At 71.1% G+C, this 19,027-nt stretch carries 21 protein-coding genes; 14 read left to right on the top strand and 7 right to left on the bottom strand.

What is annotated here, in order from left to right; genetic code table 11:
* Positions 1-7 precede the first annotated feature (7 nt).
* Positions 8-874 carry a DMT family transporter gene (locus ACIHCQ_RS15645; RefSeq protein WP_399662178.1) on the top strand — a complete coding sequence of 289 codons (867 nt, stop codon included), beginning with the start codon at positions 8-10 and terminating at the stop codon, positions 872-874.
* Between the two features lie 13 nt (positions 875-887).
* On the opposite strand, the gene ACIHCQ_RS15640 is transcribed toward ACIHCQ_RS15645, so the two are convergent.
* Positions 888-1,631: an acyltransferase gene (locus ACIHCQ_RS15640; protein WP_399662176.1), complete on the bottom strand. Its 744-nt coding sequence runs from the start codon at positions 1,629-1,631 to the stop codon at positions 888-890.
* Positions 1,632-1,881: 250 nt separating this feature from the next.
* Between ACIHCQ_RS15640 and ACIHCQ_RS15635 the strand changes: the two genes are divergently transcribed.
* The 6 genes from ACIHCQ_RS15635 to ACIHCQ_RS15610 all read left to right on the top strand — a co-directional run bounded on the left by ACIHCQ_RS15635 (position 1,882) and on the right by ACIHCQ_RS15610 (position 7,012).
* Entirely contained in the window at positions 1,882-3,618 is a 1,737-nt protein-coding gene (locus ACIHCQ_RS15635) for a sensor histidine kinase (protein WP_399662174.1), read from the top strand.
* A gap of 123 nt (positions 3,619-3,741) precedes the next feature.
* Positions 3,742-4,161, top strand: a complete 420-nt coding sequence (locus ACIHCQ_RS15630) for a roadblock/LC7 domain-containing protein (protein WP_399662578.1) — start codon at positions 3,742-3,744, stop codon at positions 4,159-4,161.
* On the top strand, positions 4,158-4,517 hold the full coding sequence (locus ACIHCQ_RS15625; RefSeq protein ID WP_399662172.1) for a DUF742 domain-containing protein: 360 nt from the start codon (positions 4,158-4,160) through the stop codon (positions 4,515-4,517). Before ACIHCQ_RS15630 ends, ACIHCQ_RS15625 begins: the two co-directional genes overlap by 4 nt.
* Complete coding sequence (locus ACIHCQ_RS15620; protein ID WP_399662171.1) at positions 4,498-5,139, top strand: GTP-binding protein; 642 nt, start codon at positions 4,498-4,500, stop codon at positions 5,137-5,139. Before ACIHCQ_RS15625 ends, ACIHCQ_RS15620 begins: the two co-directional genes overlap by 20 nt.
* Entirely contained in the window at positions 5,136-6,395 is a 1,260-nt protein-coding gene (locus ACIHCQ_RS15615) for a cytochrome P450 (RefSeq protein WP_399662169.1), read from the top strand. The genes ACIHCQ_RS15620 and ACIHCQ_RS15615 overlap by 4 nt, the downstream gene beginning before the upstream one ends.
* 86 nt (positions 6,396-6,481) lie before the next feature.
* Positions 6,482-7,012, top strand: coding sequence for a gamma carbonic anhydrase family protein (locus tag ACIHCQ_RS15610; protein ID WP_399662167.1), 531 nt, complete (start codon positions 6,482-6,484; stop codon positions 7,010-7,012).
* Between the two features lie 38 nt (positions 7,013-7,050).
* On the opposite strand, the gene ACIHCQ_RS15605 is transcribed toward ACIHCQ_RS15610, so the two are convergent.
* Both ACIHCQ_RS15605 and ACIHCQ_RS15600 read right to left on the bottom strand, forming a co-directional pair.
* Positions 7,051-7,716 (bottom strand): DedA family protein, encoded by a 666-nt coding sequence (locus tag ACIHCQ_RS15605; RefSeq protein WP_399662165.1) that lies wholly within the window; start codon positions 7,714-7,716, stop codon positions 7,051-7,053.
* 113 nt (positions 7,717-7,829) lie between these two features.
* Positions 7,830-8,282 (bottom strand): DUF4442 domain-containing protein, encoded by a 453-nt coding sequence (locus tag ACIHCQ_RS15600; protein ID WP_399662163.1) that lies wholly within the window; start codon positions 8,280-8,282, stop codon positions 7,830-7,832.
* A gap of 95 nt (positions 8,283-8,377) precedes the next feature.
* Here ACIHCQ_RS15600 and ACIHCQ_RS15595 point away from each other — a divergent pair, with 95 nt between their 5' ends.
* Positions 8,378-9,430: a hypothetical protein gene (locus tag ACIHCQ_RS15595; protein ID WP_399662161.1), complete on the top strand. Its 1,053-nt coding sequence runs from the start codon at positions 8,378-8,380 to the stop codon at positions 9,428-9,430.
* A 100-nt stretch (positions 9,431-9,530) separates the two neighbouring features.
* Here the strand turns inward: ACIHCQ_RS15595 and ACIHCQ_RS15590 are convergent, their stop codons facing one another.
* Entirely contained in the window at positions 9,531-10,376 is an 846-nt protein-coding gene (locus ACIHCQ_RS15590; RefSeq protein ID WP_399662159.1) for a spermidine synthase, read from the bottom strand.
* Positions 10,377-10,651: 275 nt separating this feature from the next.
* Between ACIHCQ_RS15590 and ACIHCQ_RS15585 the strand changes: the two genes are divergently transcribed.
* From ACIHCQ_RS15585 to ACIHCQ_RS15570, 4 genes are all read left to right on the top strand, one after another.
* Positions 10,652-11,359, top strand: a complete 708-nt coding sequence (locus ACIHCQ_RS15585) for a TVP38/TMEM64 family protein (protein WP_399662157.1) — start codon at positions 10,652-10,654, stop codon at positions 11,357-11,359.
* A 146-nt stretch (positions 11,360-11,505) separates the two neighbouring features.
* Positions 11,506-12,381, top strand: a complete 876-nt coding sequence (locus tag ACIHCQ_RS15580; RefSeq protein ID WP_399662154.1) for an undecaprenyl-diphosphate phosphatase — start codon at positions 11,506-11,508, stop codon at positions 12,379-12,381.
* Between the two features lie 54 nt (positions 12,382-12,435).
* Positions 12,436-12,624 (top strand): hypothetical protein, encoded by a 189-nt coding sequence (locus ACIHCQ_RS15575; protein WP_399662152.1) that lies wholly within the window; start codon positions 12,436-12,438, stop codon positions 12,622-12,624.
* A 106-nt stretch (positions 12,625-12,730) separates the two neighbouring features.
* Positions 12,731-13,891 (top strand): methyltransferase, encoded by a 1,161-nt coding sequence (locus ACIHCQ_RS15570; RefSeq protein WP_399662151.1) that lies wholly within the window; start codon positions 12,731-12,733, stop codon positions 13,889-13,891.
* Here the strand turns inward: ACIHCQ_RS15570 and ACIHCQ_RS15565 are convergent.
* Entirely contained in the window at positions 13,881-14,501 is a 621-nt protein-coding gene (locus ACIHCQ_RS15565; protein ID WP_399662149.1) for a flavin reductase family protein, read from the bottom strand. The two genes, ACIHCQ_RS15570 and ACIHCQ_RS15565, sit on opposite strands and share 11 nt — an antisense overlap.
* Positions 14,502-14,626: 125 nt before the next feature.
* Between ACIHCQ_RS15565 and ACIHCQ_RS15560 the strand changes: the two genes are divergently transcribed.
* On the top strand, positions 14,627-15,085 hold the full coding sequence (locus ACIHCQ_RS15560; protein WP_399662147.1) for a nuclear transport factor 2 family protein: 459 nt from the start codon (positions 14,627-14,629) through the stop codon (positions 15,083-15,085).
* Between the two features lie 190 nt (positions 15,086-15,275).
* Positions 15,276-16,874, top strand: coding sequence for an apolipoprotein N-acyltransferase (gene lnt / locus ACIHCQ_RS15555; protein ID WP_399662576.1), 1,599 nt, complete (start codon positions 15,276-15,278; stop codon positions 16,872-16,874).
* Here the strand turns inward: lnt and ACIHCQ_RS15550 are convergent.
* Entirely contained in the window at positions 16,798-17,703 is a 906-nt protein-coding gene (locus ACIHCQ_RS15550) for a Gfo/Idh/MocA family protein (RefSeq protein WP_399662145.1), read from the bottom strand. The genes lnt and ACIHCQ_RS15550 overlap by 77 nt on opposite strands.
* Positions 17,700-18,929, bottom strand: a complete 1,230-nt coding sequence (locus ACIHCQ_RS15545; RefSeq protein ID WP_399662143.1) for an FAD-dependent monooxygenase — start codon at positions 18,927-18,929, stop codon at positions 17,700-17,702. The genes ACIHCQ_RS15550 and ACIHCQ_RS15545 overlap by 4 nt, the downstream gene beginning before the upstream one ends.
* Between the last annotated feature and the right edge of the window lie 98 nt (positions 18,930-19,027).

Raw genomic sequence — 19,027 nt, 5'->3', positions numbered from 1 at the left:
GCACCCCATGACAGCCCTGTTCGCCCTGGCCACCAGCCTCCTGTGGGGACTGGCCGACTTCGGCGGCGGGCTGCTGGCGCGGCGCATCCCGGCCCTCACGGTCGTCGTCGCGTCGCAGTCGATCGCGGCCGTGGTACTCGGCGCGATCGTCGTCGCGACCGGTGGCTGGCAGGAGGCCGAACCGCTGCTCTGGTACGCGGTGGCGGCGGGCGCCGTCGGCACGGTGGCGATGCTGAGCTTCTACAAGGCGCTCGCCCTGGGGCCGATGGGCGTGGTCTCGCCGCTCGGTTCGCTGGGCGTCGCCGTGCCCGTGGGCGTCGGCCTGCTCGTGGGCGAGCGCCCGGGGCTGCTCCAGTTCGCCGGAATCGCCGTAGCCGTGGCCGGCATTGTCCTGGCGGGCGGGCCCGAGCTGCGGGGAGCTGCGGTGCGGCGGCAGGCGGTGCTGCTGACGCTGGTCGCCGCGTTCGGGCTCGGCGCGGTGATGGCCCTGATCGCGGCGGCCTCGACCACCCTCACCGGCCTGTTCCTCGCGCTCTTCGTCCAGCGCGTCACCAATGTCGCGGTCGGCGGCGCGGCGCTGTACGTATCGGTCAGGCGCGGCGGGCGGGTGCTTCCGGAGGCCGGCGGGATACGGCTCGTACGATCCGCGCTCCCGGCCCTCGCCTTTGTGGGACTCGCGGATGTCGCGGCCAACGGCACGTATTCCGTCGCCGCGCAGCTGGGTCCCGTCACCGTCGCCGCCGTACTCGCGAACCTCTACCCGGTGATCACGGTGCTCGCGGCGCTCGTACTCCTCAAGGAGCGGCTGCGCCTCGTCCAGGCCACCGGCGCGGGGCTCGCACTGGTCGGCACGGTGCTGCTCGCGAGCGGCTAGAGGCTTTTGACGGCTAAGGATTCTCCGGTTCCAGGTCGGCGAGGGCCAGCAGCTGTTCGGGCGTGACGCCTTCCGGGATCGGTACGGGAGCGGGCGTACGCAGCGGGGGTTCCCAGCCGCGGACCGGGTCCCAGCTCCGCACGATCCTCGCGGGGGCTCCGGCCACCACCGAGTGGTCGGGGACCTCGCCCCGTACGACCGCGCCCGCCGCGACCACCACATTGCGGCCGAGCCGCGCGCCGGGCAGCACGACCGCGCCCGTCGCCAGCCAGCAGCCGGAGCCGATCTCCACCGGCTCGGTCCGCGGCCATTGCCTGCCGATCGGCTGGTGGGGATCGTCGTAGCTGTGGTTGGTCGAGGTGATGTAGACGTACGGACCGCAGTACGTGTCCGGGCCTATGGTCACCCGGGCGTCGGCGACGACATGGCTGCCCCGCCCCAGGACCACGCCGTTGCCCAGCGTCAGAACAGGGTCGGGCCCAAGGTCGAGATCCGGCATCATCCCCGCGGTGAGAGAGACCTGCTCACCGATGATGCAGTGGTCGCCGAGCTCGATCCACGCCTCGCCGAAGACCGTGCCCTGCGGGAACGCGAGCCGGGTGCCGGGGCCGAGCCGCCGGAAACGCAGCCGTCCCGGCTGCTCCGCGGTGACGGCGCCCGTTGCCTGCACCCACCGCCATCCGCGGTGGACGGCGGACGCGAGGAGGCGCCGCCGCCAGGCGGTCAGCGATGAGAACGTGTTTCTGTTCTTCGGCACCCGCACACGGTAGTCGGCCGCGACAGGCGTGATCCGTACTGTCCGCTGTGACGTTCGCCCCACCGGTGCCGGGCGGACACCAGCGTCTACCACGCTGCCGGACAGGGGCGGTGCGGGTTCGGGAGGAAACCCTCCGTTCTGTGGGCAGTCCGGGCTCTCCGGTCACACCGGCTCCGCCACGTGGCTAGCATGAGCGCCACATGCGAGCGGGAGATCGCTTCCCGCACCCGACCCAGCGAGGGATCGCGGAATGTCAGTCCCAGTGGCCCCCACACCGCACCGGATACGCGCACGACGGTCGTTACCGCTCGCCATACCGCTGGTCTCCCTCGTGGTGGCCGCCGCGATCGGCGGCGCGGTCGTCGCGGCGGCTCCCAATGCCGCTCGTGCCTGGGTCGCGGCGACGGTCTCGGGCGGCTGGCTGTGTATGTCGGTGACGATCCTCGTTACCACGCTGACCTCGCGCCGGCTGCGCGCGGCGACCGCCGCGGCCAGTAGCGAAGTGCGGTCACTGCAAGGGCAGTTGGCGCGGACGGGGGCCGAGTCCGCCCATCTGGTCAATGTCACGCTCCCCTCGGTGGTCAAGCGACTGCGCGACGGCGCGAGCCCCGCGGACACTCTCGCGAGCACGCCCGCGCCGACGGATCAGCAACTGCGGCGCGTACTGGACGTGTTCGCCACCGAGGTGGGCGCGGGCGAGCGGCGGGCCGAGACCTCGGCCGCCCACAGTGCCGACGCGCTACGGCAGTTGACGCGTACGGCCGACGATCTCGACCTGCTGACGACGGTGACGATGCCTGCGGCAATCGCCCATCTGCGGCGGGGCGCGTCCGCGGAGACGGTCCTCGCCGGGCTGGAGCAGCCCGCCGACGCCCGGCTGCGGGTGCTGCTGGACTCGGCCGTACGGGAACTCGCCACCAGCGAGCGGCGATCCACGGCCGCCCAGGGCGCGAGCGCGAAGGCCCTGGGCCGGGTGCAGGCGAAGACCATGAGCATGCTCGCCGACCTGCGGGAGATGCAGGACCGGCACGGCGAGGAGGTGCTCGGGGACCTGCTCAGGCTCGACCACAACACCTCGCAGCTGGGCTTGCTGACCGACCGGCTCGCGCTGCTGATGGGCGGCCGGGCCAGCCGGGCGTGGAACAAGCCGATCGGCATGGAGTCCATCCTGCGCGGCGCGGTGGGCCGGATCGCGGCCTATCAGCGGGTCCGGCTGCACTCGTCGAGCAGCGCCATGGTCGCGGGGTTCGCGGCGGAGGACGTGATGCATCTGCTGGCCGAACTGATGGACAACGCCGCGAACTTCTCCCCGCCCATCGACGAGGTGCACGTCTATGTCGAGGAGCGGACCGCGGGTCTTGTCGTCACCATTGAGGACAGCGGTCTGAAGATGCCCGAAGCCGCGATGCGGCGCGCCAAGGAGGCCGTTTCCGGCCGGGCCACGGACCTCGCCACGCTGCAGGGCACCCGGCTCGGGCTGGCCGTGGTGGGGCGGCTGGCCGCCAAGTACCACATGAGCGTCAGCTTCCGGCCCTCGTCCCGGGGCGGGACCGGCGTCGTGGTGCTGTTCCCGCCGCAGCTGCTGGCACAGCAGCGCAGCCCGCTCCCCGAGCGGAACGCCGGACGTCAGACTGCCGATCCGGCGGTGCGCGCGCCCGACGCCCCGACGGTGTCCGGTTCGGGTGCGGGTACGACAGGCTCCGCTTCGGGTTCGGGTTCGGGTTCCGGCTTGCTCCCCTCCGTACCCGCTCCTCGCGCCGCGATCCCCTCGCGGGGCGCCCCCCGGGTGGCGACGGCCAACGGGCTGCCGGTGCGGCCCCGCGGCCGGACCATGGCCGCGGCCGACCGCGGCAGGGCCGACCCCGGCGCGCCATCCGCCGAGACCCGTGACGCGCCCGGGCGCGACGCGGGCGCGCAGTTCGGCGCCTTTCACCGCTCGCTCAAGGCCACCGGCGATCAGCCCGGTACGGACGGACCGGAGCGGTAACACAACCCACCCCGGTCGGCGCCCGGGGCAACGGCGCCACACCACCCCCCATACGAGAACGTGACGGACAGGAGGCACGGGCAGGTGACCGGATCACCGGGATTGTCCCGCCCCACGCACACCATGCAGACCACTGACAACAGCCTCACTTGGCTTCTGGAAAGCCTGTTGGAACGCACACCGGGCACACGCCACGCCCTGGTGCTCTCGCGCGACGGGCTGAAGCTGTGCTGGAGCCGCCATCTGACTCTGGACCAGGCCGACCAGCTCGCCGCGATCTGCTCGGGCATCCAGGCGCTCGCCCAGGGCGCCTCGGTCGAGTTCGGCGACGGCACCGGCGGCGTACGGCATTCGATGACCGAGTTCCACGGCGGACTGCTGTTCATCGTGGAGGCGGGCGACGGCGCGCATCTGGCCGTCGTGGCCGAGGACGGCGCCGACCCGGGTGTCGTGGGCCACCGGATGACCGAGCTGGTCGAGCAGATCGGCGAGCATCTGCGGGCCGAGCCACGGCTGCCTTCCCAGGAGAGCCCACTCTCATGACCCGGCGGCCCGTCGACACGGGTGATCCGGACCGGCTCTACACCGTCACCGGCGGACGCAGCCGCGCCGACGACGACTCGTTCGATCTGGTGACGCTGATAGTCAGCGAGTGCGAGCCGTCACCGGGCATGCAGTCGGAGCACGTGCGGATCCTCGACCTGTGCCGCCATCCGACCGCGGTGGTGGAGATCTCCGCGGAGATGAAGCTGCCGGTGACCGTGGTGCGCATCCTCCTCGGTGACCTCCTGGCGACGGGACGCATCACCGCCCGCCATCCGCGGGCGGCCAAGTCGCTCGCCTCCCTGCCCGACTCGGCCCTCTTGAAGGAGGTGCTCCATGGATTACGTAACCTCTGAGCAGGACCGTGAGCCGCCCTCTGGCCTGCCCTTCGCCCGTACGCCGCTGGGCGATGCCGCCGAGACCGGGCTGAAGATCGTCATCGTGGGCGGCTTCGGCGTGGGCAAGACAACTCTGGTGAAGTCGGTCAGCGAGATCCGGCCGCTGAACACCGAAGAGGTGATGACGCAGGCGGGCGTCGGCGTCGACGAGACAACCGGTCTGACCACGAAGAACACCACGACGGTGGCGTTCGACTTCGGCCGGATCAGCCTCAACGAGCAGATGGTCCTCTACTTGTTCGGAGCTCCCGGGCAGGAGCGGTTCTGGTTCCTGTGGGACCGGCTGTTCTCGGGCACGCTCGGCGCGGTCGTCCTGGTCGACACCCGGCGGATGAGTGACTCGTGGTACGCCATCGACCGCCTTGAGCACCACAACATGCCTTTCGTGGTCGCCGTCAACCGTTTCGACGGCGACGCTGCGGCGTTCTCGCTGGACGAGATCCGGCAGGCTCTGGCGCTGCCCGAGCACATCCCGCTCATCGACTGCGACGCCCGGGTCCGCTCATCCGGCAAACGTGTCCTGATCAGCCTGCTCCACCACCTTCGTGAACTGGCCATGGCCCGGGAGCTGACCCCATGACCGACGCCGATTCCACCCGGCCCGCGCCGCCGGGCTGCCCCGCCCACGGGGGCGCGATACCCCTGAGCGGTCTGGAGTTCCAGCAGACGCCGTCCGAGCTGTACCGCGCCATGCGCCGGGACCACGGCGCGGTCGCGCCGATCCTGCTCGACGGGGACATCCCGGCCTGGCTCGTGCTCGGCTATGCCGAGGTCGCCCATGTCACCGGCCACGACGAGCTGTTCGCGCGTGACTCACGGCGCTGGAGCCAGTGGGCGTCCATCCCCGCCGACTGGCCGCTGCTGCCGTACGTCAGCCCCCAGCCCGCCGTACGCTTCACCGAAGGCGCGGAGCATCAGCGGCGCGCGGGTGTCATCACGGAGGCTCTGGAGGCCGTCGACCAGTTCGAACTCGCCCTGTGGTGCCGGGAGACAGCCGAGCAGCTCATCGGCTCCTTCGCGGGCAGCGGGGAGGCCGAACTGATGGCCGCGTACGCGCATGCGCTGCCGGTGCGGGCCGCCGTCCAACTGTGCGGAATGCCCGCGCGCGGCGCTGACACGGAGGAGCTGGTGCGCGATCTGCGGATCTCGCTGGACGCCGCCGATGCCGACGACAACCCGGTGGCCGCGTACGGACGAGTCCAGGGGCGTATCCAGCGGCTGGTGAAGGCCAAGCGGGGCACGCCCGGCTCGGACGTCACCTCGCGGATGATCGCGCACCCGGCCGGGCTGACGGACGAGGAGATCGTCCCGGACCTGATCTCGGTGATCGTCGCGGCCCAGCAGCCGACCGCCAACTGGATCTGCAACGCGCTGCGGCTGCTGCTGACGGACGACCGGTTCGCGCTGAATGTCTCCGGCGGGCGGCTCAGCGTGGGGCAGGCGCTCAATGAGGTGCTGTGGCTGGACACCCCGGCCCAGAACTTCATCGGCCGGTGGGCGGTGTGCGACATCCAGCTGGGCGGCCGGCAGATCCGGGCGGGCGACTGCCTGGTGCTGGGCCTCGCGGCGGCCAACACCGATCCGCAGATATGGCCCGAAGGACACGTCGGCGCGGAGAACTCCGCGCATATGTCGTTCGGCAACGGCGAGCACCGCTGCCCCTATCCGGCGCCCCAGCTGGCCGATGTGATCGCGCGGACGGCCGTCGAGACGCTGCTGGAGCGGCTGCCGGATGTGGTGCTCGCGGTGGAGCCCGCGGAGCTGACCTGGCGGCCGTCGATCTGGATGCGGGGTCTGACCTCGCTGCCCGTGCGGTTCACGCCGTCCGCCCAGTGATCGTGGATCACGCGGTTGTTCGCCTACCGTGCAGGTCAAATACCGTGCAGGTCGAACGGGCGATCAGTGAGCATGAGGGAGAAGGCATGGCGGAGCGGGCATTGATCTCGGGCGTGGGCGGCAGGCACCCGAAGGTGGATCCGGCGGCGTTCACGGCGCCGACCTGTGTGGTCGTCGGCGATGTCACCCTGGCCGCCGGGTCGAGCGTCTGGTACCAGGCCGTGCTGCGCGCCGACTGCGGGCCGGTCGTCATCGGCGCCGACAGCAATATCCAGGACAACTGCACGGTGCACGTCGACCCGGGGTTCCCGGTCACGGTGGGCGACCGCGTCTCGGTCGGCCACAACGCCGTACTGCACGGCTGCACCGTCGAGGACGACGTACTGGTCGGCATGGGGGCCACGATCCTCAACGGCGCGCACATCGGCGCGGGCTCACTGGTCGCCGCGCAGGCGCTGGTGCCGCAGGGGATGCGGGTACCGCCGGGCTCGCTGGTCGCGGGCGTGCCCGCCAAGATCAGGCGGGAGCTGACGCGGGAGGAGCTCGAAGGCATCCGGCTGAACGCCGCGGTGTATGTGGATCTGGCCAAGGAGCACCGCGCGGCCCACGAGGGCTGACGGAGCCGGGTCCGGAGGTGGCTCGGTCCGGAAGTGGCTCAGTCGGTGGCGGGCACGGGCTCCCGCTCGGCCGCCACCGCCGACTCGGTCTCGCCCTCCGCGGCAGCCTTCTTGGCGCGGTTCTTCAGAAGGAGCATCGAGGTGAGCCCGATCAGCACCGCGAGAACCAGCCCCAGCCAGGAGAACCTCTTGAGCCAGGCTTCGGCGACCACGCCGACCGAGTAGATGACCGCCGTCGTGCCGCCCGCCCAGAGGATCCCGCCGAAGACATTGGCGATGAGGAACTTCCAGTACGGCATGTGCAGGACGCCCGCGAGCGGTCCGGCGAAGATCCGCAGCAGGGCCACGAACCGGCCGAAGAAGACGGCCCACATGCCCCACTTCTCGAACGAACGCTCCGCCATGGCGATCTGCGCATCGCCGAAGTGCTTGGGGAATTTCCCGCCGAGCCAGGCCAGCAGCGGCCGTCCGCCCCTGCGGCCGATGGCGTATCCGATCGAGTCACCGATGATCGCGCCCGCCGAGGCGCTGGCGCCGAGGATGTACGGATTGATGTCCCCGTGCTGCGAGGCGAGCAGCGCCGAGCTGACGAGGACGATCTCTCCCGGGAGCGGGATGCCGAGGCTCTCCAGTCCGATGACCACCCCCACCAGCAAATAGATGCTGACCGCCGGGACAGTCTCAAGCCATTCCTCGACGTGCAAGGCCGGTTCCTCCCGCGTTCCCAGGCCGCTGCCCGGCGTACGCCCTGGTCGGCGTACGCCGGGCAGCCTACCTGGTCCTGCCTGATCGGCCCGTCATCGCCATACGGGGTTGCTCAGGTGTTGGGACGCAGTGTCCAGACGACTGTCATTTCGCCGGTCACCGCGCCGTCCTCGCGCTGGATGGCAATGGCGACGGGAAATTCGGGCCGCGCTCCCGCGTCCAGCTCGGCGACGATGTCCGCGATCGGCCGGCCGAGGGTGGCGGTCGCGGTGACGACGCCCTTCGCCACCTTCTTGAAGGCGATCTCCGCCGTGACGGGGAGGGGTACGGCCCGGTTCAGCTGATCGCCGAAGGCGGCCAGCACGATGGCTCCGCTCGCGGACTCGGCGAGGGTGAACATCGCTCCGGCGTGCGGTCCGCCTATGTGGTTGTGGTAGTCGGGCTGGTCCGGCAGCCGGACGACAGCACGCTCGGCGGTGGTCTCCAGGTACTCCAGGTTGAGGGTCCTGGTCATGGGGACGGTGGCGGCGAGCATCTCGCCGAGGGACGTCTGATCAGCGCTCATGCGACGCGACGTTACCCGCGAGTAGGGTCGCTTGGCCATCCCCTCGCGGGGGTGGGCGTAGCAGCGGGTTCCAGTCACCTCTATCGTTACTCGCCATGTGGCCAGGACAGCAGCCGCCCGGGGGCGAGCAGAACCCGCAGGACCAGAACCCGTATCAGCAGCCGGGTTACCAACAGCCGAATCCGTATCAGCAGCCGGGGTACCAGCAGCCCAATCCGTACCAGCAGCAGCCGGGTTACCCGCCGCAGCCGGACTACGAGCAGCCGACCGCGCCGCAGTACGGCGTGCCCGGTCAGCCGCCCGGTCCGCCCCAGCCTCCGGAGGACAACAAGAAGAAGACGACAACGATCGTCGCGATCGTCGCTGCGACGGCTGTCGTCGCGGCTGCTGTCGTCACGGGCGTCGTCGTGCTCGGGGGCGAGGACAAGGGTACGAAGGACGAGGGCGCCAAGGAGGTCAGCGCCTCCAAGAGCCCGGCGTCGTCCCAGACCCCCAGCCAGGCGGCCGAGTCGCCGGCCGAGAACCCGCGCGGCGGCGCGGAGGCCAAGCCGGTCATCGCGGGATGGAAGGTCGTCACCAACCCGAAGTACGGTACGCAGTTCGACGTGCCGCCCACCTGGGAGGTGTCCGGGTCGGGCATGGGCACCTTCTTCGAGGACGAGAAGGCGGGCGACGGTTCGCCGGTCGCCTATATGTCCGCCCCCGCGCACTACAAGAGCAAGTGGTGCACCGTCGACTCCGACAAGGACGGCAGGGACGAGGAGTACGGCATAAGCTCGGTCGGCTCCAAGGGCGCCAAGGGTGCGAAGGACAGCGCGACGGCCGCGTACAACGAGGCGGGCAACTGGGTCTGGGCCGCGTACGCGCAGACGGAGCCCAAGGGCACCGTCAAGGTCACCAAGGCCGTGCCGTACACCACCAAGGGCGGACTCACCGGCAGCGTGTCGACGGCCACCGCCATCGGTGTCAAGAAGGAGAACAAGTGCGAGACCGACGGCAAGTCGATCGCCTTCTCCTTCAAGAACAGCAAGGGTGACTTCGCCAGCTGGGTGCTGTACAGCAACAAGGGGGTCCCGGACGAGGTCCCGGACGCCACGATCCAGCAGATCCTGGGCACCGTACGGCTGGCAGGCACGCCCACCGGTTAAGTCGTTCGGCAAGTCGGGAGGGCGGCGGGAACAGTGCCCGGAGCGACGACACCTGCCGCCTCTCCCCGCCGGTCCGCCCGCCGCCGCGGCACCGGGTGATTCAGCCGATGCTGAAGGCTCCGTCGGGCGGCTCGGGTGACGCCACCGCGTCCGTGTCCCGTACCGCCGTCGCGTTCCCGGTGAAGCGCGTCAGCGGCGGGCCGTACTCGACGCGCGCGGGGAAGGCGTCGGAGGCGGTCCGGCGGGCCAGGGCCGCCGTGTCGATGGGCGACTGCGAGGCGAGGAGCACGGCGTTGCCGAAGCGGCGACCGCGCAGCACGCCGGGTTCGGCGATCAGCGCGAGGTGCGCGAACACCGACGCGAACGTGGCGAGTTGGGAGCGAAGGAAGGCGAAGGGCGCGCCATCCGCGAGGTTCGCGGCGTAGATCCCGTCCGGGCGCAGGACGCGCTCGGCCGCCCGCGCGTACTCGACCGAGGTGAGGTGCGCGGGCACCCGTGAGCCGCCGAAGACGTCGGCGATCAGTACATCCGCCGAGTCCGCCGGGGCCGTTTCGACCCAGGCGCGGGCGTCCGCTCCGTGCACCTCGATGGCCGGACCGTCCGGCAGGGGCAGAAATTCGGCGACGAGCGCCAGCAGCCCGAGGTCCGCCTCCACCACATCCTGGCGCGATCCGGGGCGGGTCGCGGCCACATAGCGGGGCAGGGTCAGCGCCCCGCCGCCGAGGTGCAGCACATCGAGCGGAGCGCCCTCGTCCGCAGCGCGGTCGAGGACATGGGCGAGGCGCTGCGCATACTCGAACTCCAGGTGCGTGGGCGCGTCCAGGTCGACGTACGACTGTGGCGCGCCGTTGACGGTCAGCAGCCAGGCCCGCCGCCGGTCCACGTCGGGCATGAGTTTGGCGGTGCCTCCGTCGACGCCCCGGGTGACGGGTATCTGCTCGTTCACCGTCTCATTGTGCCGCCCGGGTGGCGCGCTGCGGTGCGGTGTGGCGTCGAGCACGCCGCGCACGAAGTCGCGGCGGGGCGGGGTGGGGATGCCGGGGAAGACGCGAGGCCCTTCATATGTGCCGTGGCCTGCGCGGCTCGTGCCCGACCGGCCGCCGTGGGGCACTCGGCGGTGGGCCGTTCCCTGGCGGGGCCGGCGAGAGAGCCGCACGGGACGGCGGTCGGCATGTGCCCGGATTACGGCGATCACGACGGTCGGTCGGTTAGTCTCCCCGAATGCTCGATCCCGTGCCCAGGCCGTCCTCGGGCCTCGCCATCCGCTGCACCCGGGTACTGCTCTCGCCGTGGTCCCGGCTGTCGCTGCTGCTGATGGTGCTGGCCGCGGCGGCGGTGACGATGGTGCTGTACGAGCCACAGCGGCTGCTCTCGGAGGGCTGGTCGTCGCCGCAGCTGACCGGCACTGTGGCCGTGGTGCTGTTCGGGGTCGCGTACGGGGCGTGCACGGCGGCCTTCGTACCGCGGCCCCTGCTCAATCTCGCCGCCGGGGCGCTCTTCGGCTCGCAGGCCGGTATCGCGGCGGCGCTCACGGGCACGGTGCTGGGGGCGGGCATCGCCTTCACACTCGGCCGGGTGCTGGGGCAGGACGCGCTGCGGCCACTGCTGCGCGGGCGCTGGCTGAAGGCGGCGGACAGCCAGCTGAGCCGCCACGGCTTCCGTTCGGTGCTGGCGCTGCGGCTCTTCCCGGGTGTGCCGTTCGCCGCGACGAACTACTGCGCGGCTGTCTCCCGTATGGGCTACGTCCCGTTCCTGCTGGCCACGGGCCTGGGCTCGATCCCCAACACGGCGGCGTACGTCGTCGCGGGCAGCCGGGCGGGGTCGCCCACGTCACCGGTTTTCCTGATGGCCATGGGCTTCATCGTGCTGACGGGGGCGGGCGCGGCGGTGGTCGCGTGGCGCAAGCGCCATGGGCTGCGCGGCCACTGACGCGGTGGTGGGCCGCGGGGCCATAGGGGCAGCGGAAGCCCCGTCTTCCCGGGGCGCTACGCTGCCTCAGACCTGGCGCATGATCGCGAACGTTACGCGCCGTCAGACCGTGAACACTTCTTGCTTCTTGGGTGGCGTAGTTTTCGATGTCTTGGTTCGAATCATTCATCCTCGGGCTCGTCCAGGGGCTGACCGAGTTCCTGCCTATCTCCTCCAGCGCGCATCTGCGGCTCACCGCCGCCTTCGCGGGCTGGGAGGACCCGGGCGCGGCGTTCACCGCGATCACCCAGATCGGCACGGAGACCGCCGTCCTGATCTACTTCCGCAAGGACATCGTCCGGATCGTCTCCGCCTGGTCGCGCTCGCTGACGAACAAGGCGCTGCGCAGTGACCACGACGCGCAGATGGGCTGGCTCGTCATTGTCGGCTCGATCCCGATCGGTGTGCTCGGCGTCACCTTCAAGGACCAGATCGAGGGTCCCTTCCGTGATCTGCGGCTCATCGCCACGACGCTGATCGTCATGGGCATAGTCCTCGGCATCGCGGACCGCCTGGCCGCCCGGGACGAGAAGGGCGGCAAGCACCGCGCCATCAAGGAGCGCAAGACGCTTCAGGAGCTGGGCGTCAAGGACGGTCTGATCTTCGGCGTCTGCCAGGCGATGGCCCTGATTCCCGGCGTCTCGCGCTCGGGCGCCACGATCAGCGGCGGTCTGCTGATGGGCTACACGCGTGAGGCCGCCGCACGCTACTCGTTCCTGCTGGCGATCCCGGCCGTTCTGGCGTCCGGAGTCTTCGAGCTCAAGGACGCGAGCGAGGGCGGGCATGTGGTCTGGCCGCAGACGGTCTTCGCGACGATCATCGCGTTCGTTGTGGGATACGCGGTGATCGCCTGGTTCATGAAATTCATCACTACGAAGAGTTTCATGCCGTTCGTGATCTACCGCGTACTGCTCGGCATTGTGCTGTTTGCGCTGGTGGGGACGGATACGCTGAGCCCGCACGCGGGTGAGTCGGGCGACTGAGGCCCACTGTCGCGGTAGAGACGGTTGTCGTACCCAAGCCGTAACCTGAGGGGCATGTCCCTTCGTCCCACCGAGTCAGCAGCCGAACCGCCCGCGACCGATCTCTCGGCCGCGGAGCTGAACACCCGCATCCGTGACCTGTGGGCGGACGGCGAGCTGCCCGACGAACGGCGGCCGGAGTACGAGACGCTGGTGATGGAGTGGGCCGCGGCGACCCGCGAGGACGTCGAGCGCGCCGCCTGACCACCGCGCCGGCCACCCCACTGACCACCGCCGGCGACCGGGCGGACGGCCCCTTCACGGTGCGCGTACGCGGCATGACCCACCACTCGGCTAGCCTGAGCGCACGATGAACCGTTTGACGACCTCCTGGGGCGAGCTCGACCTCGCCCGCTTCCCCGAGGACCCCCGCGAGACGCTCCGCGCCTGGGACGCCGCCGATGAGTACCTCCTCCGGCAGCTCAAAGGCATCGACGACGCCGGACCGACCGACCTCTCCGGCACCGTGGTCGTCGTCGGCGACCGGTGGGGCTGCCTGGCCACCTCGCTGGCCGCCGCGCACCGCCCCGTACAGATCACGGACTCCTTCCTCGGCCAGGAGGCGACCCGCGCGAACCTGGCGCGCAACGGAATCGACGCGGACGCGGTGCGGCTCCTGTCGGTCCGGGACCTGCCGCCTGAGCGGATCGACGTACTGCTGATCCGGGTGCCCAAGAGCCTCGCGTTGCTGGAGGACCAGCTGCACCGCCTCGCCCCCGCCGTCCACGCGGACACGGTCGTTGTCGGTACGGGCATGGTCACCGAGATCCATACGTCCACGCTGAAGCTGTTCGAGCGCATCCTCGGCCCGACCAGGACCTCGCTGGCGGTGAAGAAGGCGCGGCTCATCTTCTGCGCGCCCGACCCGCAGCTCCCCCGGGTGCCCAGCCCCTGGCCGCTGCGCTACTCACTGCCCGCCGATGTCGGGGCGCTCGCGGGCCGGACCCTCACCAACCACGCGGGCATCTTCTGCGCGGAGCGGCTCGACATCGGTACGAGGTTCTTCCTGCGGAGCCTGCCGGAGCGGAGCGGCCCCGAGCGGGTGGTGGATCTGGGCTGTGGCAACGGGGTGATCGGGACGGCCGTCGCCGCGGCCAATCCGGAGGCCGCGGTGACATTCGTGGACGAGTCGTTCGCCGCGGTGGCGTCGGCCGAGGCCACGTACCGCGAGAATGTCACCTCGGACGCCAAGGCGGAGTTCGTGGTGGGCGACGGGCTGTCCGGCGTCGCGGACGAGTCGGTGGACCTGGTGCTGAACAACCCGCCGTTCCACTCGCATCAGGCGACGACCGACGCGACGGCCCGCCGGATGTTCGGCGGTGCGCGGCGCGCGCTGCGGTCCGGGGGCGAACTGTGGGTCGTCGGCAACCGGCACCTGGGGTACCACGTGAAGCTGCGGCGGCTGTTCGGCAACTGCGAAGTCGTCGCGAGCGACCCGAAGTTTGTCGTTCTGCGGTCCGTCAAGAAGTAGCCGCACCGCCGCTGGGCCACTTCTCGTACGGGACACGGGCGATCTCGCGTACGCCGCCGAAGGTGCCCCACTCGTTCTTCCCCAGCCGGGTGAGCGGCGCCAGCCTCGTCACCTCGGGGTGCCCGTCCACCAGTACTTCTTCGCTGATCGCCGCGTGTACGACCCGGCCGAAGACTACGGTCGAGTCGCCCAGCCGTACGGTGCTGTGCAGTTCGCACTCCAGGGCCACCGGCGAGGCCGCGACGCGCGGCGGCTTCACGCGCAGGCTCGCCTCACGGGTCACCCCGACCGCGTCGAACTCGCTGATGCCGCGCGGGAAATCGGTGGCGGTCGCGTTGATCTGCTCGAAGAGCGATTCGGGCGCGAAGTTGACGACGAAGGCGCCGGTGTCCTCGATATTGCGCAGCGAGTCCTTACGGCCGACCGAGGTGAACTGGACAACCGGCGGCGACACGCAGGCGATGGTGAAGAAGGAGTGCGGGGCGAGATTGTCCGTTCCGTCGGCGGACGTGGTGGAGACCCAGGCGATCGGCCGGGGCAGGACGGTGGCGGTCAGCAGCCGGTAGAAGGTGTCGCGGTCGCTCTGGGCGGGGTCGTAGTCGATGCGCATGGGGAAAGTATGGGGCGGACGGCAACTCGGCAGGTTTCCGCCGATTGCCGACGCGGATGGGGCGGCGCGGGTGATGGGCGGGTACAGCACTTGGCCTGGGGCTCTCGCTGCCCGACACTGACCTGATGACGCAGCGCGTGGATCTCGCGACCGTGATGGACCGGCTGACCATCGACGATTTGATCACCAGTTACGCGGTGGCGGTGGACGATGCGGACTGGGCCGCCTACCGGGCTCTGTTCGCCGAGGACGGGCGCGCGGACTACCGCGGCTCCGGCGGTATCGAGGGCTCGGCCGCGGAGGTCGCCGACTGGCTGGCGGAGGCGATGCGGCTCTTTCCCGTACGCCAGCACCTCATCGTCAACCGGCGGCTGCGCCTCCAGGATCTGGGGGGCTATCCGGGCGACCAGGCCGAGATGCAGGCGGATTACGTGAACCCGATGCGGGTCGATTCGGGTGACGACTTCGTCTCCGGCGGGCGGTACGCGTTTGGCCTGCGGCGGCTGGACGCGGGCTGGCGGCTGAGCAGCGTGGTGATCCACGAGAAGTGGCGGCGGGCGACCGGGGCTCTCGCGGACAGTTGACGCGCCCTGTGCCCGGTGCGCTGTCGGTGCCGGGCACAGGGCACAGGGCCGCACACTGGCCGCACACTGATAGAGACACTGCTCGCGGGCCCTTCCAGGCAGGACGAGGAGGCGCGACATGCGGGTTCTGTTCGGCCGGCAGGAGCGGCAGGAGCGGCAGGAGAAGCGAGCACGGCAGCGCCCGAGGCTGATGCTGCCGTCTCCGCGTCTGTCGTCTCCGCGGTGGCGCGGCGCGGCCGCGGTGGCGGGCGGGGCGCTGCCCGCGCTCACCTTCCCCGAGCCCGGCCTGTGGTGGTTCGCGTATGTCGCGCTGGTGCCGTGGATGCTCCTTCTGCGCACCGCCCCCACCGGCCGCCGTGCCGCGATCGAAGGCTGGCTGGGCGGTGTCGGCTTCACGATCGCCGTCCATCACTGGCTGATCCCGAGCCTGCATGTGTTCATCGTGGTGGTGGCGGCGCTGTTCGGGCTGATGTGGGCCCCCTGGGGCCGGCTGCTGTGGGCGCTGCTCGCCGGGGAGTCGTCTCCCGCCCGGGGAGCCGTTGCGGTCGTCGCCCTCCCCTCTGGCTGGCTCATGATCGAACTGGTCCGGTCCTGGGAGGGCCTCGGCGGCCCCTGGGGGCTCCTCGGCGCCAGCCAGTGGGAGGTCTCCCCCGCCCTGCGGCTCGCGTCGGTGGGAGGGGTGTGGCTGGTGAGCCTGCTGGTGCTCGCGGTGAATACCGCGGTCACCGTTCTGATCGCGGTGAAGAGGGCCCGTACGGCGGCGGTGGGCGGCGGCCTCGTCTGCGCGCTCGCGCTCACCGCGGTCTGGATATGGGCCCCGCAGCCGCGGGAGTCGGGCCACGCCAGGATCGCGCTCGTACAGCCCGGGATCATCCAGCCCGGGATCGTCCAGGGCCTCGACAGCGTCGACCGCCGCTTCGCCCGTGGCGAGGAGCTCACCCGCGAACTGATCGGCCAGGACCTCGATCTGGTGGTCTGGGGCGAGAGCAGCGTCGGCGCCGACCTGCTCGAACGCCCCGATCTGGCGGCGCGGCTCGCGGTGCTCTCGCGCGCGGTCGGCGCGGATGTCCTGGTCAATGTGGACGCCCGGCGGCAGGACTCCTCGGGCCGGACCGGGATCTTCAAGTCCTCCGTCCTCGTCGGCCCGCAGGGTCCGACCGGGGACCGCTACGACAAGATGCGGCTCGTGCCCTTCGGCGAGTACGTCCCGGCGCGTGAGCTACTGGGCTGGGCCACCTCCGTGGGCAAGGCGGCGGCCGAGGACCGGCTGCGCGGCACCCGGCCGGTGGTGATGGTGCTGCCGGAGAGCGCGGGCGGGCTGCGGATCGGGCCGATCGTCTGCTTCGAGTCGGCGTTCCCCGATATGAGCAGGCGGCTCACCCGGGACGGCTCGCAGCTGCTGATCGCCCAGTCCTCGACCTCGACGTTCCAGGGCAGCTGGGCGCCGGAGCAGCACGCCTCGCTGGCGGCGCTGCGCGCGGCGGAGAGCGGCCGGCCGATGGTGCATGCGACGCTCACCGGCGTCAGCGCGGTGTACGGCCCCGACGGCGACCGGGTGGGCCGGCTGATCGGTACGGACGCCAGCACTGCCGTCGTGTACGATATCCCGCTGGCCACCGGCACGACCCTGTATGTGCGCTTCGGCGACTGGCCGGTCTACGGGGCGCTCGCCGTCCTCGCGCTTCTCTGCGCCGCCGAGGGCGCGCGGTCCTTCAGGAGGCCTGCTCCAGGGCCTGGCGAACCACTCGTTCACACAGCTCATGAGTCCGCAGCGCGTCCTGGGCGCTGAGCGTCTTCCCTACGCGTACGGCGTCGAGGAAGAGGTGCACCGACTGTTCGATGCCGCGCTGCCTGGCGACCGGCACCCAGTCGCCGCGCCGCCGTACGCTCGGCTGCCCCTTGTGGTCCACGATCTCCGCGAGGTTGCGGACCTCCCGCTTGGTGTCCTGTCCGGACACTTCGAGGATCTCCTCGGTGGAGCCGCTCATCCGGTTCATCACCCCGATGGCGGTGAATCCGTCGCCGGACAGCTGGAGCACGACGTGGTGCATCAGTCCGTCGATGATCCGCGCCCGTACGTCGGTGTGGTCGACGGGCCCCGGGAGCAGGAAGCGCAGGGTGTCGACGACGTGGATGAAGTCGTCCAGGACGAGGGTGCGCGGTTGCTCGGGGAGTCCGACGCGGTTCTTCTGCATCAGGATCAGCTCGCGCGGGTGCTCCAGGCACTGGGCGTACCCGGGCGCGAGACGGCGGTTGAAGCCGACGGCGAGGCTGGTCGCGCGCTCCTCGGCGAGCTCCACCAGCCGTGCGGAGTCGGCCAGTTCGTACGCGAGCGGCTTGTCGACGTAGGTGGCCACCCCCGCTTCGAGGAGCCGGGTGACGATCTCGGGGTGCGCGGAGGTGGAGGCGTGCACAAAGGCGGCGTCCAGGCCCTGGGCGAGAAGCGAGTCGAGGTCGGTGTGGCACTGCGCGGCGGGGATGTGATGGGCCCTCGCGGTCCGCTCCAGGGTGGCCGGAGTGCGGGTATGGAGGTGCAGTTCCACTTCGGGGAGGGTGGTGAGCACGGGCAGATAGGCCTTCCGCGCGATGTCCCCGAGCCCGATGCAGCCGACCTTCACAGGGGCCTCCCTTGGCGCTGTGCCGGTATTGGTCCTTGGTGTGCCTCGGCAGCATACGTGCGCTGAGGCGGCTGCCAGTCGGCGATGCCGTCGAAGGTCCGCAGGACAAGGCCGGGGCCGAGCCGGGAGACCGCCGACATCAGGGAGTTGCGCAGCGCGACGGCCGGAGCGCTGGTCAGGGACATCAGCCGGGCGATCTGGGCGGCCTGGCGGACCACGGCCGTGGTGCGCGGCAGCCGCTCGGCGCTGTACGCGGCGAGACCGGCCCCCAGGTCGGCGCCGGGCGTGAGGTGGTGGGCGAGCACAATCCCGTCCTCGATGGCCTGGTTGCCGCCCTGGCCGAGGGTGGGGGCCATGGCATGGGCGGCGTCGCCGACGAGCGCGGTGCGGCCCCGGTGGAAGGACGGCAGCGGGTCGACGAGGTGGTGGACGTCGTTGCGCAGCACGCGGTCGGGCTCGGTGGCCGCGATGATCGCGGGGATCGGGTCGTGCCAGTCGCCGAAGCGGCGCAGCAGTTCGGCCTTCTCGTCGTCGGCGGCGCGGGCTCCGGCGGGGGCGACGGCCGCCGCGTACGCGTAGATCCGGCCGTCCTTGAGCGGCTGGGTGCCCCACAGCCTGCCCCGGCCCCAGGTCTCGTGGGGTTCGAAGGGGTGGTCGGGGGCGGGGGCGACGACGCGCCAGGTGGTGAACCCGGAGTAGGCGGCGCCGGGGTGGCGGGGGAAGAGGACGCGGCTCACGCCCGAGTTGATGCCGTCGGCGCCGATGACGAGTTCGGCGTCGAGCTCTCCTTCAGGGGTACGGACCCGGGCCGGCCGGCCGCCCGCGACACCCGGGTCGGTGAGCTCGGCGGGGCTGTCGGTGCGTACGGTCCCGGCGGGCAGCCGGCCGGCGATGCGGTCGATCAGGGTGGCGCGGTGGACCATGACCAGGGGGCCGCCGAAGCGTTCGGCGGCGGCGGCGCTGCTCGTACGCGCCAGCCAGCGTCCGCGCGGATTGCGCATGCCTCCGTCGCCCTGCCAGGCGGCGAGGTCGCGGAGGTCGTCGCCGAGGCCGATGACGTCCAGGGCGCGCTGGCCATTGGGCGCGAGCCCGATCCCGGCGCCGACCGGCTCCAGGGACGGGGCGCGCTCCAGGACGGTGACCTGCCAGCCGCTCTGGCACAGGGCCACGGCGGCGGTCAGCCCGCCGATTCCGCTTCCGATGACGACGGCACGGGGTGTGGTCATGGGCATGGCTCCTCCTTGGTGACGTGACGGAGCTGGCGAACTACATCTGTAGTGCGCTTTCCTACCGTACTACGGCTGTAGTCGAGGCGATAGATTGG

It is taken from the genome of Streptomyces sp. NPDC052236 (assembly GCF_044548015.1).
In the GTDB taxonomy this organism is placed as follows: Bacteria; Actinomycetota; Actinomycetes; order Streptomycetales; family Streptomycetaceae; genus Streptomyces.
The sequence above is the reverse complement of the archived record's forward strand: the minus strand, read 5'-3'. Positions and strand labels throughout refer to the sequence as shown.

Excerpts from the sequence above, each read along its gene's own strand:
- ACIHCQ_RS15545 (WP_399662143.1), bottom strand. The coding sequence starts at position 18,929 with ATGACCACACCCCGTGCCGTCGTCATCGGAAGCGGAATCGGCGGGCTG.
- ACIHCQ_RS15595 (WP_399662161.1), top strand. The coding sequence starts at position 8,378 with ATGTGGCCAGGACAGCAGCCGCCCGGGGGCGAGCAGAACCCGCAGGAC.
- ACIHCQ_RS15575 (WP_399662152.1), top strand. The coding sequence starts at position 12,436 with ATGTCCCTTCGTCCCACCGAGTCAGCAGCCGAACCGCCCGCGACCGAT.
- ACIHCQ_RS15560 (WP_399662147.1), top strand. The coding sequence starts at position 14,627 with ATGACGCAGCGCGTGGATCTCGCGACCGTGATGGACCGGCTGACCATC.
- ACIHCQ_RS15600 (WP_399662163.1), bottom strand. The coding sequence starts at position 8,282 with ATGAGCGCTGATCAGACGTCCCTCGGCGAGATGCTCGCCGCCACCGTC.
- ACIHCQ_RS15570 (WP_399662151.1), top strand. The coding sequence starts at position 12,731 with ATGAACCGTTTGACGACCTCCTGGGGCGAGCTCGACCTCGCCCGCTTC.
- ACIHCQ_RS15630 (WP_399662578.1), top strand. The coding sequence starts at position 3,742 with ATGCAGACCACTGACAACAGCCTCACTTGGCTTCTGGAAAGCCTGTTG.
- ACIHCQ_RS15580 (WP_399662154.1), top strand. The coding sequence starts at position 11,506 with ATGTCTTGGTTCGAATCATTCATCCTCGGGCTCGTCCAGGGGCTGACC.
- ACIHCQ_RS15635 (WP_399662174.1), top strand. The coding sequence starts at position 1,882 with ATGTCAGTCCCAGTGGCCCCCACACCGCACCGGATACGCGCACGACGG.
- ACIHCQ_RS15565 (WP_399662149.1), bottom strand. The coding sequence starts at position 14,501 with ATGCGCATCGACTACGACCCCGCCCAGAGCGACCGCGACACCTTCTAC.
- ACIHCQ_RS15620 (WP_399662171.1), top strand. The coding sequence starts at position 4,498 with ATGGATTACGTAACCTCTGAGCAGGACCGTGAGCCGCCCTCTGGCCTG.
- ACIHCQ_RS15585 (WP_399662157.1), top strand. The coding sequence starts at position 10,652 with ATGCTCGATCCCGTGCCCAGGCCGTCCTCGGGCCTCGCCATCCGCTGC.
- ACIHCQ_RS15615 (WP_399662169.1), top strand. The coding sequence starts at position 5,136 with ATGACCGACGCCGATTCCACCCGGCCCGCGCCGCCGGGCTGCCCCGCC.
- ACIHCQ_RS15645 (WP_399662178.1), top strand. The coding sequence starts at position 8 with ATGACAGCCCTGTTCGCCCTGGCCACCAGCCTCCTGTGGGGACTGGCC.
- ACIHCQ_RS15610 (WP_399662167.1), top strand. The coding sequence starts at position 6,482 with ATGGCGGAGCGGGCATTGATCTCGGGCGTGGGCGGCAGGCACCCGAAG.
- lnt (WP_399662576.1), top strand. The coding sequence starts at position 15,276 with ATGCTGCCGTCTCCGCGTCTGTCGTCTCCGCGGTGGCGCGGCGCGGCC.
- ACIHCQ_RS15625 (WP_399662172.1), top strand. The coding sequence starts at position 4,158 with ATGACCCGGCGGCCCGTCGACACGGGTGATCCGGACCGGCTCTACACC.